At 45.2% G+C, this 16813-nt stretch carries 12 protein-coding genes; 6 read left to right on the top strand and 6 right to left on the bottom strand.

The features are described from left to right. The first annotated feature begins 112 nt into the window (after window positions 1-112). Complete coding sequence (locus HGD77_RS03315; protein WP_086044916.1) at window positions 113-892, top strand: hypothetical protein; 780 nt, start codon at window positions 113-115, stop codon at window positions 890-892. Window positions 893-901: 9 nt separating this feature from the next. Beyond that, on the top strand, window positions 902-1825 hold the full coding sequence (locus HGD77_RS03310; RefSeq protein WP_005250806.1) for a mechanosensitive ion channel family protein: 924 nt from the start codon (window positions 902-904) through the stop codon (window positions 1823-1825). Between the two features lie 47 nt (window positions 1826-1872). On the opposite strand, the gene HGD77_RS03305 is transcribed toward HGD77_RS03310, so the two are convergent. Then, window positions 1873-4581, bottom strand: coding sequence for a DUF2339 domain-containing protein (locus HGD77_RS03305; protein ID WP_168730677.1), 2709 nt, complete (start codon window positions 4579-4581; stop codon window positions 1873-1875). Between the two features lie 161 nt (window positions 4582-4742). On the opposite strand from HGD77_RS03305, the gene polA reads away from it, so the two are divergent. Together polA and HGD77_RS03295 are read left to right on the top strand one after the other, a co-directional pair. Continuing rightward, a complete protein-coding gene (gene polA / locus HGD77_RS03300) occupies window positions 4743-7505 on the top strand; it encodes a DNA polymerase I (protein ID WP_138743240.1) in 2763 nt (920 codons plus the stop codon). 323 nt (window positions 7506-7828) lie between these two features. Continuing rightward, the gene (locus HGD77_RS03295) at window positions 7829-9061 is read left to right on the top strand and encodes a transposase (RefSeq protein WP_168730676.1); all 1233 of its coding nucleotides are present in this window, start codon (window positions 7829-7831) and stop codon (window positions 9059-9061) included. A 183-nt stretch (window positions 9062-9244) separates the two neighbouring features. Here HGD77_RS03295 and HGD77_RS03290 read toward each other — a convergent pair whose 3' ends face one another. From HGD77_RS03290 to ppx, 5 genes are read right to left on the bottom strand one after another with little or no spacing between them, the layout of a single operon-like run. Continuing rightward, window positions 9245-9814 (bottom strand): YggT family protein, encoded by a 570-nt coding sequence (locus tag HGD77_RS03290; protein WP_004278259.1) that lies wholly within the window; start codon window positions 9812-9814, stop codon window positions 9245-9247. 19 nt (window positions 9815-9833) lie between these two features. Continuing rightward, window positions 9834-10673 carry a pyrroline-5-carboxylate reductase gene (gene proC, locus HGD77_RS03285; protein WP_004278260.1) on the bottom strand — a complete coding sequence of 280 codons (840 nt, stop codon included), beginning with the start codon at window positions 10671-10673 and terminating at the stop codon, window positions 9834-9836. A gap of 2 nt (window positions 10674-10675) precedes the next feature. Further along, a complete protein-coding gene (gene tilS, locus HGD77_RS03280) occupies window positions 10676-12052 on the bottom strand; it encodes a tRNA lysidine(34) synthetase TilS (protein WP_138743241.1) in 1377 nt (458 codons plus the stop codon). Beyond that, window positions 11989-12813 (bottom strand): acetyl-CoA carboxylase carboxyltransferase subunit alpha, encoded by an 825-nt coding sequence (locus tag HGD77_RS03275; protein WP_004278263.1) that lies wholly within the window; start codon window positions 12811-12813, stop codon window positions 11989-11991. The genes tilS and HGD77_RS03275 overlap by 64 nt, the downstream gene beginning before the upstream one ends. Window positions 12814-12843: 30 nt before the next feature. Continuing rightward, window positions 12844-14364 (bottom strand): exopolyphosphatase, encoded by a 1521-nt coding sequence (ppx, locus tag HGD77_RS03270; protein WP_004278264.1) that lies wholly within the window; start codon window positions 14362-14364, stop codon window positions 12844-12846. A gap of 259 nt (window positions 14365-14623) precedes the next feature. Here ppx and trxA point away from each other — a divergent pair, with 259 nt between their 5' ends. Together trxA and rho are read left to right on the top strand one after the other, a co-directional pair. Continuing rightward, window positions 14624-14950: a thioredoxin gene (gene trxA, locus HGD77_RS03265; protein WP_004278266.1), complete on the top strand. Its 327-nt coding sequence runs from the start codon at window positions 14624-14626 to the stop codon at window positions 14948-14950. Between the two features lie 322 nt (window positions 14951-15272). Further along, entirely contained in the window at window positions 15273-16541 is a 1269-nt protein-coding gene (gene rho, locus HGD77_RS03260; RefSeq protein ID WP_004278267.1) for a transcription termination factor Rho, read from the top strand. The last annotated feature ends 272 nt before the right edge of the window (window positions 16542-16813 follow it).

Genomic DNA, 16813 nt, shown 5'->3' with positions numbered 1-16813 from the left:
TTGAGTGTACTCTAAGCATATGACAGCGTGAAGTATGTTTTCAAAGATTTAGCAAGAAAGGGTGCCAAGATTGCCGCAAGATAAAGATGAATTAATCCCGAATACAGCGAAAATGCGCTGGTGGGGAGAACAGAATTTTGAAATAAATCAGTCTAAAGCCTGGCAGTTTGGCTCCTTGCTATTTCGGCTGACCCGAGGGATTCAGGAATGGCGACTGGAATATTTCCGCCCTTCTGTGCAATACGATTATGAACAGCAATGGCATCAGATTGATGATCCGAATTTTGCCTTTCCCCCACCTGTGAAAATTGAACGCTATATGTTCAAATCCACGCAAAACAAATTGCAACTGATGCCACGCCTTGCAGACCGTTCTGTGGTGATTAAACCAGTCGATCCGATTTATATTCCTGCCGGACAGCGCGGTACGCTTTATATCAGCACGCCCTTATGGATTGCCGGTTTTGTCGAGGGGCAGCGCGAACCGATTTTCGATTTGCCGGTAATCTTGCCAAAAGACACCTGGTTTGGACCCAATCATCGCTCGGGGGAAATCTGCTATGCCACCGCAGTCGATGGCAGAACCGAACTGAAACAGTTACATCCGCGAGCCTTTCGTGCAGTCACGCCGATTGAGTTTCACAATACCAGTAACCAGCAATTGCGCTTTGACCGAATGAATGTGCCAGTGCCTGCCCTGCCGCTTTTTTACAGTGAAAGTACCGGCCGCTTATGGACCTCGCAAATCCGGGTCTTGCATGAGAGTTCGGATCGTCCACCGCGGATCCGGGTGGAAAACCGCACGCCGCCGAATGCCGGCGAAGTCGCCTATCTGCATCCACCGCGCGATCCGGCAGGCGCTTTATTTAATATGTTTGATTCATTTTTCTAAGGGCGTCTGATGCCAAGTTCAAATATTCCGACCGAAGTCACCAATAGCCTAAAGGGAGTATTTACCAATATCAATACCGATCGTTTGACCGAAGTTTTGGTGGCGGTGGTGTTGTGCTTTATTGGTTTCCTGATTGCGCGCTTTATTTCCAATACCTTTATTCGCACCATTGGTGTCCGTTTTAATGCCCATCAAAAACTGGTCTGGCGCCGCGGGATTTTCTATTTTATCTTCCTGCTATTTGTGATGGCCAGTCTGAAAGAGGCTGGTTTTAAACTCAGTGTCTTCCTTGGCGCTGCCGGAATTTTAACGGTCGCACTGGGTTTTGCTTCGCAAACCTCAGCATCCAACCTGATCAGTGGCCTGTTCCTGATTGGTGAAGGTTCTTTTGAAGTCGGTGATACCATCCAGATTACCTTGATTCGTGGACATACCATTGAAGGCGAAGTGATTTCGATTGATCTGCTCTCGGTTAAACTTTTGACCCAAGATAATATCTATGTGCGTTTACCGAATGAACAGCTAATTCGGGCACCGGTGCAGAACTTGTCGAAATTTCCGATACGGCGGATTCCGATTACCCTGGCGATCAATTTCCATGAAAATATTATCAAGGTACGCGAAGTTCTGCTGGACGTTGCCAATAAATATCCACTGGTACTGGCCGACCCGAAACCTGCAGTCACCGTTACCGCTTTCCGTGAATCTTCGATTGAACTGCTGTTTGCAGTGTGGTGCCAACAGGAAAACTACCTGAAAGTTCGTGATGAAATGCAGGAACGGATTCGCAACGGCTTTGTCGATAACCAGATTGAAATTCCGGTGCCAAAAATGGGCTTTGTCGATCATCCACTTTCCCGTCCTTTGGAAAATGAAGAAATCGATCAATATGCCAATGAAAAGGCCCTCAAAAGAGAGCCTGATCTGAAATAACCCTTAGATTCCCTCTCCTTTTTAAAGGAGAGGGTTAGGGAGAGGATTCAAAGCTCCCTCTCCGGCATCGGCGCAATATAAGCAATCAGTAGCATCACCCCGCCCGCCAGCAAGAAGGAAATCACCCGGGTCAGGGTGCCAATATGTGACAGGTCAAATAGTACGAGCTTCAAGGTCACAATCACCAGAATACTGCCGCCTAAAATCCACATCAGTTTCAGTTTTTTGAGCGTTGCTGTCCACATGGTAATCCAGGCGAGTAATACCCAAAGTATGGTCAGACTAAGCTGAACCGTCGCATTGCTCCATAATGCCAGCTCATTAAACGGCGTCTGCAGGTACACATGTAAAGCTCTTAAAACAATATAACTGGAAAGCCATAACAGACTTAGTACCATTAAAACTGCGATCATGCCTTTATCACGTCCCACCTTGATTTGCTGTAACAGCATCCAGATAAAACTGGCAAACATGGCGATACTGATCAGGTCAAAAGGATTCAGAATCGGCAGCCAGTAATATTGAAAGGCTTGCTGGCTAAACAGCTGTGAACAAACCAGCCAAGTTGCCATCAGCAATAAACAGCTCTTGGTTTGCCAAAGCTGCTGCCAACCTGACTGCACATCCTGCCGATAGCACCACAGGCAGAATAATAAAGGTAAAATCACCATGCTCAGATAAGGCATGTTCGGGATCAGGCATAAACTTGCCAGAGCCAGACTGCTAAAAACGCCAAAGCTCATCCATTCTTTGGAGAGCTGCAAGCCAGCCAGCGGTCTAAGCCACAGAATGGCCAATAATATCGTTGAAAGTGCAGAAACCCCACGTTCCAGATCACTATTCCAGACAATCACCGCATTCTGACTGCGATCCAGAGTTAGAATCGCCGCAATGACCAGCAAGGGCGAGATGCCACTCCACTTCGGCAGTAACCATGACCACTCCTGATTTTTGCGCAGGATCATTTCATTGAACATTACATAACCCAGTGTGATGATAAATAAACTCAGCACATAGGCATGCTGACTCGGAAATTCATCTTCCAGCAAGGCAAATAGCATCAAACTGGCCGCGACACTTAGGCTGCTTAAAAAACTGACACTCAGACTATTCATCTGCTGCTGGTACTGCTTTTTAAGCTGACTGATGACCACGACTGCCACATAGCACAGACTCAAAATCCAGAAAATTATTCGCGGTGTTGGATTAATCTCGACCAGATAATACAGGCTGCTGAATCCGGCCATCAGCAATAAGCCCATGCTCAGATAGTGTGCTACCCGGACATTTTTTTCCAAGGCCCATAAATAAATCAGCACACCTTCAACTGCCCAGCCAATCACACTCCATTGTTCTGTCAATAAGATCGGGGGCACCAAGGCGAGAAAAATCAGCATCAGGCTCAGATAGCTCTGCGAAATGAGCAGGATAGTTTGTTTACGGCGCAGCAGTGTCCAGCAAGCGGCAAAGACCAGTGCAAAGAACAGGCTTAATCCAGCTTGCCAGAGTTTTTGATTGGGCTGATTAAAATGAATCAGATACAGAAAAATATATGCCGTGATCGGTGCAGCAAAAATCAGCGCTAAGTCCAATACCGGTTTTAACTGAAAACGTGAGAGATCCTGTCGTGCCAGCAACTGGCTAAAGCGGAAACCTAGCCAGATAAACAGCGCACTATGTGCCAGAATCAACGCAGTCATGGCATAACGCTCATATGTATAACCATGAATCAGGCTATATATCCCGCCAACGACCGCAGTCACTAAAAAGGCAATTTGATTGAGAATCTTCCATGGCCGGAAACTGCTCAGCACTGCCACCCCGATATTGATCAGCAAATAATAGCTAATCAGCTCAACGGCAGAAGCATCGCGGGTCGGTAAGGTAAACGGCGCCAGATAAGCAATCAGCAAAGCCATCAAAGCCAGTTCGATGCTTTCCTGTTTCAGGCTTAAATATAGAGTGATGGCCAGAATAATGAGAAATAGCAATGTTGCCAACGGTAACGTGGGAATCACCAGATTGTAATAGGCAAAAAATAAGGTCAGGAACAGACTGCCCAAACCCAGTCCTTCTAGTGCCAGAGCAAAACTCCGATTTTTCTGCATCAGGCGATAACCCAGCCCTGCTATACACCCACTCGCCAGTGCAACCAGGCCCAATTTTGCAGCCAGACTGAGTTGCCAGTGCTCAGTGGCAAAACGCAGCAGTAAAATAATCCCAATCACCAAAATACTAATCGCGAATTTTAAGACTGGATTCCCCTGGAAAAGCCAGCGCTGCAGTTGATCTACCAGATGAGGAGTGTCGTTTACCTCTTGGGCAGACTCAGTTTTCACGAATGGAACAGAATCGGATCGATCTGGTGATCGCTGTAAGGGATCGGCAGAATGAGATTGTGATTGCAACTGTATCAAACGTCCTTCCAGACGTTGCAGCCACCTGAGCAAAAAGAATACCCAGGCCGTAATCCCGATTCCCATCAACCAGTCCAGTTCAGCCAACCCGCCGACAATGGCAGTAATTGATGAGATATATAAAGGAACTTTAGAATTGCGCTCCAAGGACATCTGCTGCTGTCCGGCCAATTGATTCATCGGTGCTTCTACCGCAGTGACATATTGCATCACGCTAAAGATAAACCCCAAACCACACAGATAAGTTACAATCTGATAACCCAGATACCAGGCGCTGATCCCGGCTATCAGCAGGGTAATCAGCCAGATCATGCGCAACTCATTCCGTCCTACAGCCATTCTTATATTTCTCTTTCCTGAATCCTTCCATCATACAACAGCTTGTGCTGCTTATTTCATCTTCAGCCGATATTCGCTAAGCTGTAAACTCAGACTCGCCTCAGCGAGCGCGGTAAAAATCACGTACAATAGCGCTGTATTTTGAATAAGGAATTGATTACATGCCACCATTTGTCTTGGTCGATGGCTCTTACTTTTTATTTCGTGCCTTTCACGCACTGCCACCATTAACCACGTCAACCGGTTTACATACCAATGCAATTCGTGGTGCGATTTCTGCTATTCAAAAACTGATGCGCCGGACCCAACCGACCCATATGGCGGTAATTTTTGATACCCCAGAACCGACCTTCCGGCATGAGCTGTCACCGATTTATAAAGGTGATCGTCCCAGCATGCCAACGGAATTATCCGAACAGATTCCTTATCTGCATGCCTTGATCCGTGCCTTGGGCATTCCGCTACATACCTTGCCAGGTGCCGAAGCCGATGACATTATCGGGACACTGGCCAAACGTGCCGAGGCGATGGGACATCAGGTGCTGATCTCTACGGGCGATAAAGATATGGCGCAACTGGTGACCGAAAAAGTTACCCTAGAAGACAGCTTTAAAGAAAAACCGCTGGATGTCGACGGCGTGTTTGAAAAGTTTGGCGTCTGGCCGAATCAGATTATTGACTATCTGACCCTGATGGGCGATGCATCAGATGGCATCATGGGCGTGCCAGGTGTAGGTGCCAAAACTGCAGCAAAACTGCTCACTGAATATGGCTCGATTGGCGGCATTTTAGAAAATGTCGACAAGATCAAAGGCAAAGTCGGTCAAAATATTAAAGAACATGTCGATGGTATTGCACTGGACCATCAGCTGGCCAGTATTGTGATCGATCTGGATCTTAACTTTGGTTATGACGATTTAAAACTGGGTGAGCCAAATGTCGAGACCTTGCGTCATTTGTACACCGAGCTGGAATTCCGTAACCAGCTGCAGTCCTTAGATCACCCGAACAACCCGAATAATTCAAACTACCAGCAGGCGGCAAAATCTATTAACGCCAAAGCGGTTACAGCACCAGAACCTCTGGAAGACCATGCGTCTGTGACCAGCAGTGATGACCAGCTAGGTCAAGCGACCTACCACACAGTATTAGGCCAGCAGGACTGGGACACACTGTTTGAGCGCCTAAGTACCGAAAAACGTTTTGCCTTTGATACCGAAACCACCAGTTTGGATTATCGTATTGCACAGATTGTCGGTTTCTCGGTCGCCTTCGATGCGCAGGATGCTTATTATGTTCCCTTGGCACATGATTATGAAGGCGCACCGGAGCAGCTGAATCGTGAAGTAATTCTGGCGCAGATCAAACCAATTCTGGAAGATGAGTCTGTAAAGAAAATTGGTCATCATCTAAAATATGATGCACATGTACTGGAAAATCATGGCATTCATCTGGCAGGCTGGTATTTCGATACCATGCTGGCTTCCTATGTCCTGAATTCTGTCGCGACCCGTCATGGCATGGATGATGTGGCCCGTCTGTATTTGAGTCATCTGACCACGACTTATGAACAAGTGGCCGGTAAAGGTGCTAAACAAAAGACCTTCAACCAGATTCCACTTGAAACTGCAGCACATTATGCCGCAGAAGATGCACATGTCACCTATCGCCTTTATGAAGTCTTGAGCAGCAAATTGCAGGCACACCCTGAACTGGTGAATATTCTGCATAATATTGAAGTTCCGGTCGCACGTGTACTGACACAAATGGAAGAAAACGGCATCGAACTGGATCTGGCTTTTCTGGATCAGCTTGGGGGCGAATTCTCCAACACCATGCAAAATCTGGAAAACCAGATCATGGAAATTGCAGGGGAAAGCTTTAATGTCAGCTCACCTAAACAAGTCGGTGAAGTGTTATTTGAAAAGCTGGGTCTAAAAGGCGGTAAAAAAACCACCACCGGACAATACAGTACCAGTGAAAGTGTACTGGAAAAAATTGAACATCCGATTGCCCAGCTGATTCTAGAATATCGTGGCTTGTCCAAGCTGAAAAGTACCTATACCGATGGCTTATGCAAACAGGCCAATCCTGATACCCACCGTGTGCATACCAGTTATCATCAGGCATTGACTGCAACTGGCCGTTTATCATCGACTGATCCAAACCTGCAGAACATTCCGATTCGTGCCGAAATTGGCCGTCAAATCCGCAAGGCGTTTGTGGCACCGGAAGGTCGTGTTTTGCTGGCAGCCGATTACTCACAAATTGAATTGCGTCTCATGGCTCATTTATCTCAGGATGAAGCCTTGCTAGATGCCTTTATTCACGGTCAGGATGTACACCGCCGTACGGCTGCGGAAGTTTTGGGCATTGCCTTGGAAGATGTCACCAATGACCAGCGCCGTCAGGCCAAGGCCGTCAACTTCGGCCTACTTTACGGTATGTCCGAGTTTGGTCTGATCCGACAGTTAGGTTTTACCCGTCAGGAATCACAGGATTATATCAAGCAGTATTTCCACCGTTATCCGGGCATTTATGACTATATGCAACGTACCCGTCAGGTCGCATTAGAACAGGGTTTTGTTGAAACCCTGCTCGGACGCCGTTTATATACTCCAGATATCGATGCCCGTAATATGATGGTGCGTAAAGCGGCAGAACGTGCTGCAATTAATGCCCCACTACAAGGTTCGGCTGCAGATATCATTAAAATGGCGATGATTGAAGTCGACAAGATGTTGCCGAAAGATCAGGCCAAAATGCTGCTGCAAGTTCACGATGAACTGGTGTTTGAAGTCGATGAAGACATTGCCGATGAACTCGCACCTAAACTGGCAGAAGTGATGCAATCGGTATTGCAGATTTCTGTACCATTGGTGGTAGAAGTGGGTAAAGGTAAAAACTGGGATGAGGCGCATTAATGTGCCTTTAACCCCATCTTCCTTATAGGAGGTGAGGAATATATTCCGCAAGGGGATGGAGGGGATTTTAATTTATAATCCTCATCTACAGGCAGCGATATTAAAATCTTTTCTACTATCAAGTTTTGAACGCATATTTTTCTATTTTTAGGAAATCAGCAGCACTACTGGTTAAGAGCATCCAAGTTCCCTCTCCTCTCAGGCATAGGTATCTACACAATTCCTGAACTTTGCGTTAAATTGAAGAGCATGCTCTTCAATTTAACATCTCTGGCCTGGATCAGCGTCTTGTCAAGCGCTATAACAGCCTTGTAAAGCTCAATATGAACCCTCTTGCTTCACTTGCTCCGGCAATCAAAGACCTGGCTTCTGCCCAAAAGTCGAGTTTCGCAACCACACAAGCGGTCTGGCGATTCCTGAATAATGACAAAATCTCTTTTAGTCAGTTAAACCAGCCAATTGAACATCTTGCATGTGAACAGATCAAGGCATCACCGCATCAATATGCATTGATTGTTCATGACTGGTCTCAGCTACAGTATGTGAAACACCATCATAAAATTCAGCGCCTGCAAAGAACCCATCAATATGATTCAGGCTATGAATTGCAAAGCAGTCTGCTGGTTGATGCAGCCTCGGGACTACCTATTGCGCCACTGGCGCAGACACTATCAGATGCCTCAGGCTGCTATTCCACATTCAGTCAACACTCTGCTGGGCGCAAATCTCATCTAGATTCACTTACCGAACAAATCAAAGTGATTGAACAATATCCCATTGAGAAAACATGTGTTCATATCATTGATCGTGAAGGTGACTCCATTGCCCACCTAAGGGAAATGAGCAGCCAGGGTTTTAAATGGCTGATTCGGGCGAAAGAAGGCCATCGAATTGAGCATCAGGGCAAAACATGCAAAGTTGCAGAAGCCGCAGAACGAGTAGAAACGCAGCAGGTCCAGCCGATTGCCTATAAAGGAAACCGGCATATGTTGCATGTGGGAGAAACTGCTATCCGGATAACACGTGCAGCAAAACCGAAGAGAAATGACGATTCAGGCCAACGGGTTGCTCCCCAGCCAGGGAGTGCGATTGAAGCCAGATTAATTGTTGCCGTAGTGAAAGATGATCAGGATAAGACCGTCGCAAGATGGTCACTAATCAGCAATGTTCCATCAGAGATTACTACGGTACAGATGACGACCTGGTATTACTGGCGCTGGACAATTGAATGCTATTTCAAGCTGCTCAAGCAGGCAGGTCATGATATTGAAGCATGGCTTCAGACCAGACCTGAAGCCATTTTAAGGCGGTTACTGATTAGCTGTATGGCTTGTGTTTTAACTTGGCGAATCCAGCGTTCTGAAGATGAACACCATCAGAAAATTCGTGTATTTCTCACCCGTCTTTCAGGTCGGCAGCAGAAAAGAGGTAGGTTGGAAAGTGCACCTGCCTTATTGGCAGGGCTTTCGATTTTACTGAACACTCTTCAACTGCTCTCGGAATATTCAATAGATGAACTCAATGAGATAGCCACAATGGCATTAGGTATCTCATAGATGTGTAGATACCTATGCCTGAGAGGAGAGGGTTAGGGAGAGGTTAAAATCCCATCTTCTTCTTGCACTTCGATTAAAACTTGTCAAGGTTTGGCAAGTTTAACAAATCCCTCCCAACCTCCCTTTTCTAAAGGGAGGAGCAAATAAAAAGGACGCTGAGGCGTCCTTTTTATTTGGATCCGATTAAAGACCAGTAAGCAATACGATCGCCACTTGGTTCATAATCATTTCGATAATAATTAAAGTTAAAATGGCAAAGATTGGAGAAAGGTCAATCATCCCCATATTTGGCATAATCCGGCGGAATGGCGCCAGTAAAGGCTCAGCCAGCTCTTGCACGACTTCAATATAAGGCGAACGAGACTGAGTAAACATCACCACCCAACTTAATATAATCGTAGCGAAAATCAAATAACGACAGAAACGGATCAAATCCTGCATCATGGTGACAAAAGTCAGAATAATCAGATGGACAGGCCCATTCGGCATCCCCCCTGACAGATACATCATGCCAAAAATTTTAAGCAGATAAAGCACGACCAATAATGCCAAAGCAGCAGTACTGACTCGGCCTTTGGCCAAGGTTGGGAAAATTCGACCAAATACATCTACAATTTTAGTGGCTTTCACGGTAGAAAGAACCACAGGATTGTAAGGACTGACCGCTGCCAGTTGCATTAAAAATCGGAAGAATACGAGCAAAATCGCGACGTTAATGATAATGCCAAAAATTAGCGCAGAATTTGCACCCATACTTGAACGTTCCTAAAAATTAAACTGAAGATTTGCTGCTTTCACTGAGCTCTTGTGCCAGTTCTTGACTGCGTTTTTGTGCAGCGGCAAGTGCCGCCTGAATATTTTGAGAAATCTGGGCGCGATCAAAGACTTCAAGTGCGGCCTGTGTAGTCCCATTTGGAGAAGTCACATTTTTACGTAACTCAGCGGGCGTATTCGAACTGGTAATCGCCATTTGCGCCGCCCCTAAAGCCGTCTGCAAGGTGAGTGCAGTTGCAACTTTTTCATCCAGACCTAAATTTTTACCCGCACGAATCATACTTTCCATCATATAGAAAAAGTAAGCTGGACCCGAACCCGAGACTGCAGTGACTGCATCAATTTGTGCTTCTGATTCGACCCAAATGGTCAGCCCGGTCGACGCCAAAACCTGACTTGCCAGCTCACGATCACTCGTTTCTACAGATGCATTAGCATATAAACCATGTGCTCCGGTCTGTACCAATGCTGGCGTGTTCGGCATGACCCGGACAATACGCTCTGTCCCCAACAATGCTGACAATGTAGCTATTTCCGCACCGGCGACAATGGAAATAATCAGTTTATTATTAACCAGACCTTTTAAAGGTTGCAGCACTTGAGCCAAGACCTGAGGTTTTACCGCCAACACAACGATATCTGCATCCTGAATTGCAGCGCTATTATCCCCGGTCACATTGATTTCTTTTTCCGCCAATAAAGCACGGACTTTTTCGACCGGATCAGAAACTGTAATACGTGTTGCTGGCAAACCACGTGAAATCAGACCGCCAATTAAGGCTTGGGCCATATTACCGCCACCAATAAAACAGATATTACAATTTAAAGCTGCACTCATGTTCAATGCTCGTCGTTGAGTTCTAAAGTTGAAGAAACCGAAATCGGCAGCCATCCGCCTGCTTCACAATATGCAGATTGGGCCAACCAAAATCCTTTAGGGGTAAACACGCCTAGCATAACATTATCTGTGCTTAATATTTGAATAGTATGCCGAGCCCAAGGAAATATTTGCGCTTCCTGAATGGCTTTTTTCAGTGGCCAGGTACCGACACGGCCATATAAATGAATTTTTTCGCCACCCTGCCGCTGCTGCAAATGCAAAGGTTGCTGCAACAATGCAGGAGATAAACCGAGCTGTGCAGGCGCGATGATAAATTTCCCTGACAAAACCTGTACGCTGTCTTTTAAAGCAAATTTTATAGTTTTCGGGCTAGTTTGAACTTGTTGCTGATCAGCTAAATAAGTCTCTGCGGTCAGACGATATAATTGCTGCTGATAGCGTACATAGTAAAAGCCTTGCCAATGCAATGCCGCCTGAGCATCTTGTTTGGCATGAATGACTTCGCGTTGCAAACGCTCTACCATCGCTAAAGATGGACGATACTGTTCTTTACCTTTCATCCAGGCAGAGAGCAATTGACGTTGTCGTGATTTTGAAAGCTGTAAAAATTTACCAAGATCGAGCTGCGTTTCAGTTCCACAAGATGCTAAATCCTGTTGCAGCACTTCTTGTAAAATGTCTTGAGCATCCTGCATCAGCTCACTGGTTCGCACCAAGGCGGCTTGCATTTTAGGATAACGTTCGCTTAATACCGGCCACAGCGTCTGGCGTGCCCAGGCCCGGTCATAATAGGTATAAGCATTGGTCGGATCTTCAATATTCTGAACATTCAGGTCTGATGCCCATTGGCAAATCTGCTCACGGGAAATATTCAGTAGTGGCCGCCAAATCGTCAGATTTTCACGTATATCGATCTGTTTCATGGCTGCTAAACCATCAACGCCGGCGCCAGACAATAAACGCAACATTAGGGTTTCCGCCTGATCTTGTTGATGGTGTGCCAGCACCAACATTTCATCCGCTTGTAAATGTTGCAGATAGGCCTGATAACGTGAATTGCGCGCTTGCTGTTCCAAATTGCCATTGGCGACATTGACGGGCTGAATGATACAGGGAATATTCAGTTGCCGACACTGCTGCTGAACAAAAGTGCCCCATGCACTACTGATACTTTGCAGCTGATGATCCACATAGATTGCCCGGATTTTTTCCGAGCATAAAAAAAACATCAGATGCAGCAACAACATAGAATCTACGCCACCACTGCATCCGATGAGAAATTTTGTCTCTGCAGGAAAGTCCTGCAGCTGTTTTAAGAAACCAGACCTAAATTGTCGCTGCCAAACTTCATTAAACGTTGGTAACGTGCTTCGCATCGTGCTTGCGCTTCCATTGGTTGTAGTTCATTCAAAGCTTCTTTCAGCACTGCTTTCAAGCTGTTCATGACCTGATCCGGATTTAAATGAGCACCCTCACCTTCATCCACCACATATTCTACAATACCCATTTTCTGCAATTTTTCTGCAGTCAGGGCCAAAGCTTCACTGGCCTGTTCAGCTTTTTCAGCAGTTTTCCAGAGAATTGAGGCACAGCCTTCCGGTGAAATCACCGAATAAATACTGTGAGAGAGCATCACCACACGGTCTGCTACCCCAATACCGAGTGCACCACCTGAACCGCCTTCACCCAGTACAGTTGCAATCACAGGTACTTTCAAATTGGAAAGCTGAGCCAGACTGGTGGCAATCGCTTCAGCCTGACCGCGTTCTTCTGCACCAACACCCGGATAAGCACCCATGGTATCAATAAAGGTAAAGACTGGCAGGTTGAAACGCTCTGCCATGTCTAGCAGACGCTGTGCCTTACGGTAACCTTCCGGGTTACTCATGCCAAAATTATGCTGTAATTTTTCACGGGTACTACGACCACGATGCTGACCAACGATCATCACCGGTTGACCATCGAAACGAGCCAGACCACCGATCATCGCGCCATCATCACCATATAGGCGGTCACCATGTAAAGCATCAAATTCAGTGAATATTTCACCCACATAGTCCAGGAATTGTGGACGTTCTGGATGACGTGCAATCTGCACTGTCGCCCATGCTTTTGATGGAGTTGCTTTATTTTTCATAGGTTAACCGTTTTCATCCCTATAAAGGTATTAATTAACAAACTGTTCGGATTGAATCGAGAGTTCAATCTCCCAATTTTTAAATTGCTGCTGTTCATCGTGCAGTTCAGCGACCAGTAATGGCCATTGCTTGGCATCACCAGACACGCTGAGTTGCCATTGTTGCGCATTTTCAACCTTGAGTTCAATGGCAGGAAGCATCTCATCGCTACGACTGTGATTGACCAAAACCGACAGACGAAGCAGTAAACATAACCATAAAAGTTTAGATCCACCGACTTTCATCACATCAATCTTGGCATCAGCGCGCAATTTACGCCGATGGTGCGCGACCAAATGTGACAAATGATTTTGATCAACTTGCGAGAAACCGGCAATATCCGAATGTTGTAATAAATACGCGCCATGACGATGATAGCCACTGTGACTGATGGCCAAACCAATCTCATGCAGATAGGCGGCACGACGTAACAGGTCACTATCTTCAACACTCAACCCGAGTTCACTGGCCACGTCATTAAACAATTTCTGTGCGGTCTGAACCACACGTTCTGCCTGCTTGGCATCGGCATTATATCGACCAATCAAGGCATGGACGGAACGATCACGGATATCTTCATGCTTGAAACGGCCAAGCAAGTCATACATCACGCCTTCACGTAGTGCACCATCGGAATAGACCAAATGATCAATTCCCAATACATCAAAGACAGCATAGAGAATAGCAATACCAGCAGGCAAGACGGCACGACGGTCATCTTTCAGACCTTCGAATTCCATGTCCGAGACATATTTATATTTAAGTAGTTTGTCTTTAAGCTTTTCCAAACCTTCACGCGTCAACTGTTCGCGATCATTGCTCCAGCCCATATTGACGCAAATCTGGCGGCAGGCTTTAATGGTACCACTCGAGCCAACGACAGCATCCCAACCGGCTTCTTTATAAGTATTGGCAATTCCGGAAATTTCTTTACGCGCCGCAGTGACTGCTTTATCAAAAGCTTTGGCGCTGATTTCCCCATCCTGAAAATAGGCCTTGGTAAAGGCTACACAGCCCATTTGTACCGATTCGGTATGAATCGGCTCGAATTCTTCACCGATAATCAGCTCAGTTGAACCGCCACCGATGTCAACCACCAAACGACGACCGCTGTTGGCCATGGTATGCGATACACCCAGATAAATCAGACGGGCTTCTTCACGACCGGCAATAATTTCGATCGGTTTCGGTAAAATTTCTGCGGCTTTCTGAATAAATTCATGGCCGTTTTTGGCTTGACGCAACGCATTCGTCGCCACAATCCGTAATCGGTTCGGCTGAACTGCACCTAAACGACCTACAAAACGGGCCAGACAGGCCAAACCGCGTTGCTGTGCGGCTTCGGTTAAATTTTTATTTTCGTCTAGTCCTGCGGCAAGCTGAACTTTTTCTGACATTGATGCCACTTTCTTCACTTCACCATGATCTACACGGGCGATGGCCAAATGAAAGCTGTTTGATCCCATATCGATGGCGGCAAGTAATTCTTCATCAATCAAAAAGTCAGACATTCCAGAAATAAACCTTTAACGAATTGTGCTTAGAGTAATTCACATGCATGCAATTTAAAAGCCATTTGTGGCGACAATTTAATGCCTTATTCTTTTTGTATCGGGAATAATAGTGAGACACGATCATCACTATCGTGATCATCCATTAGACAAAATAACATTAAGCATTGAAAATTTACAGATTCCCCTACATTGTTAAAGATGGCTATGTAATACTAATAATTAGTTATCTTTAAAATATTAATCTGGAGCACATTCCATGTCTGGCAACATCGTAAACACTACTGACGCAAACTTCGAAGCAGACGTTCTTCAATCAGACGTTCCTGTACTGGTGGACTTTTGGGCAGGCTGGTGTGCACCATGTAAAGCAATTGCACCCGTACTTGAAGTGCTTGCTGATGAATACCAAGGCAAAGTTAAAATCGTGAAAGTTGATGTAACTTCTTGCGAACAAACTGCTGTGAATTTCAACATCCGTAACATCCCGGCTTTGTTGATGTTCAAAAATGGTGAAGTTGTTGCGACTCAAGTCGGTGCTGCACCAAAATCTAAACTGACTGCATTTATTGATGACAATATCTAAGCACAGCATTTTTAGTAAAAAATACGCGACTCATGCTCGCGTATTTTTTTCGGCTATAAATTGACAAACCTGGCATTATCTCTTATATTCGCTACTCAAGAGATAAAGGATCCTAAATCCTGTCAATTTCTTACAAGACACATTACATAAGATGCCGCTCGGCAATAGAAATTGTTTTCCACATTTTTCTTTGAAACACTCAAACAGATCTATGAATTGTTCTTTTGCAAATTCAATTGCTTTCGTTTGAATGCTGGTATGCGGCCGAATGTTACTCCCTTTCTAACCTGTACCTCAGAACTTTGATTCTATCTGACCACCTATGAATTTAACCGAACTCAAGAAAAAACCGATTGGCGAACTCATCAAGATTGCCGAGTTTATGGGCCTCGAAGGTATGGCTCGTAACCGTAAGCAAGACATTATTTTTGCCATCTTAAAACGTCATGCAATGAATGGCGAAGAGATTTTTGGTGATGGCGTTCTAGAAATTTTGTCAGATGGTTTTGGCTTTTTACGCTCAGCCGCAGGTTCTTATTTAGCAGGTCCTGACGATATCTATGTCAGCCCTTCTCAAATTCGTCGTTTTAACCTCCGTACTGGCGACACCATTACTGGCACCATTCGCCCGCCGAAAGAAGGCGAACGTTATTTTGCTTTACTTAAAGTCAATCAAATTAACTACGACACACCTGAAAATTCACGTAACAAGATTCTGTTTGAAAACTTGACGCCATTATTCCCGACTGAACAGTTGGTGATGGAGTTGGGCAATGGCACCACTGAAGATTTAACCACCCGTGTGATCGACTTAGTTGCACCGATTGGTAAAGGCCAGCGTTCAATTATTGTGGCTCCGCCGAAAGCAGGTAAAACCATGCTGCTGCAAAGCATTGCACAGTCCATCGTTCGCAATAATCCTGAAGTTATTCTGATCGTTCTTCTAATTGATGAGCGTCCAGAAGAAGTGACTGAGATGGAGCGTACGGTTCGTGGTGAAGTCGTGGCTTCTACCTTTGATGAATCTCCTGCACGTCACGTTCAAGTCGCTGAAATGGTGATTGAAAAAGCAAAACGTCTGGTTGAACACAAGAAAGATGTGGTGATTTTGCTTGACTCGATTACCCGTCTGGCACGTGCTTATAACACTGTGATTCCTTCATCAGGCAAAGTACTGACTGGTGGTGTGGATGCACATGCCTTAGAACGCCCTAAACGTTTCTTCGGTGCTGCACGTAATATCGAAGAAGGTGGTTCACTGACCATCATTTCTACTGCCCTGATTGAAACCGGTAGTAAAATGGATGAAGTGATTTATGAAGAATTCAAAGGTACAGGTAACCAGGAAATTACCCTTGATCGTCGCATTGCTGAAAAACGCGTGTTCCCTGCGATGAACATCAAGAAATCTGGTACTCGTCGTGAAGAACGCCTGATGTCGGAAGACAATCTGCGTAAAGTCTGGATTCTGCGCAAGCTGTTGCATACTCAAGATGAGTTGGCGGCAATGGAATTCTTACTAGATCGTATGAAAGAAACCAAAACCAATGATGATTTCTTTGATCAGATGAAACGCAAAGCTTCAAATTAAAATTTCAAATGAAAGGTCACCTAAGTGGTGGCCTTTTTTAGGTTGACATAAATTACAGAATGAAACAATGAAGCCTGATTTATGTAAACTTATTTTTAAGTTTTTGATTAATAAAATATTCAGATTAAAAATTGTATAACTTTTAAGTATTTAATAAGCCTTTCTCCAATCTAAATCTTTCATTCCATTGTTATTTTCTGTTAAAAACTTCTTATTTTTTATCGTTTTTCCGTACTTTTTTGATCATTGCCAGTAGCAATTAAAAATGCGCA

It is taken from the genome of Acinetobacter sp. NEB149, assembly GCF_012516415.1.
GTDB lineage: Bacteria > Pseudomonadota > Gammaproteobacteria > Pseudomonadales > Moraxellaceae > Acinetobacter > Acinetobacter lwoffii_V.
Note: the sequence above shows the minus strand (reverse complement) of the source record. Positions and strands in the feature narration are given on the sequence as shown.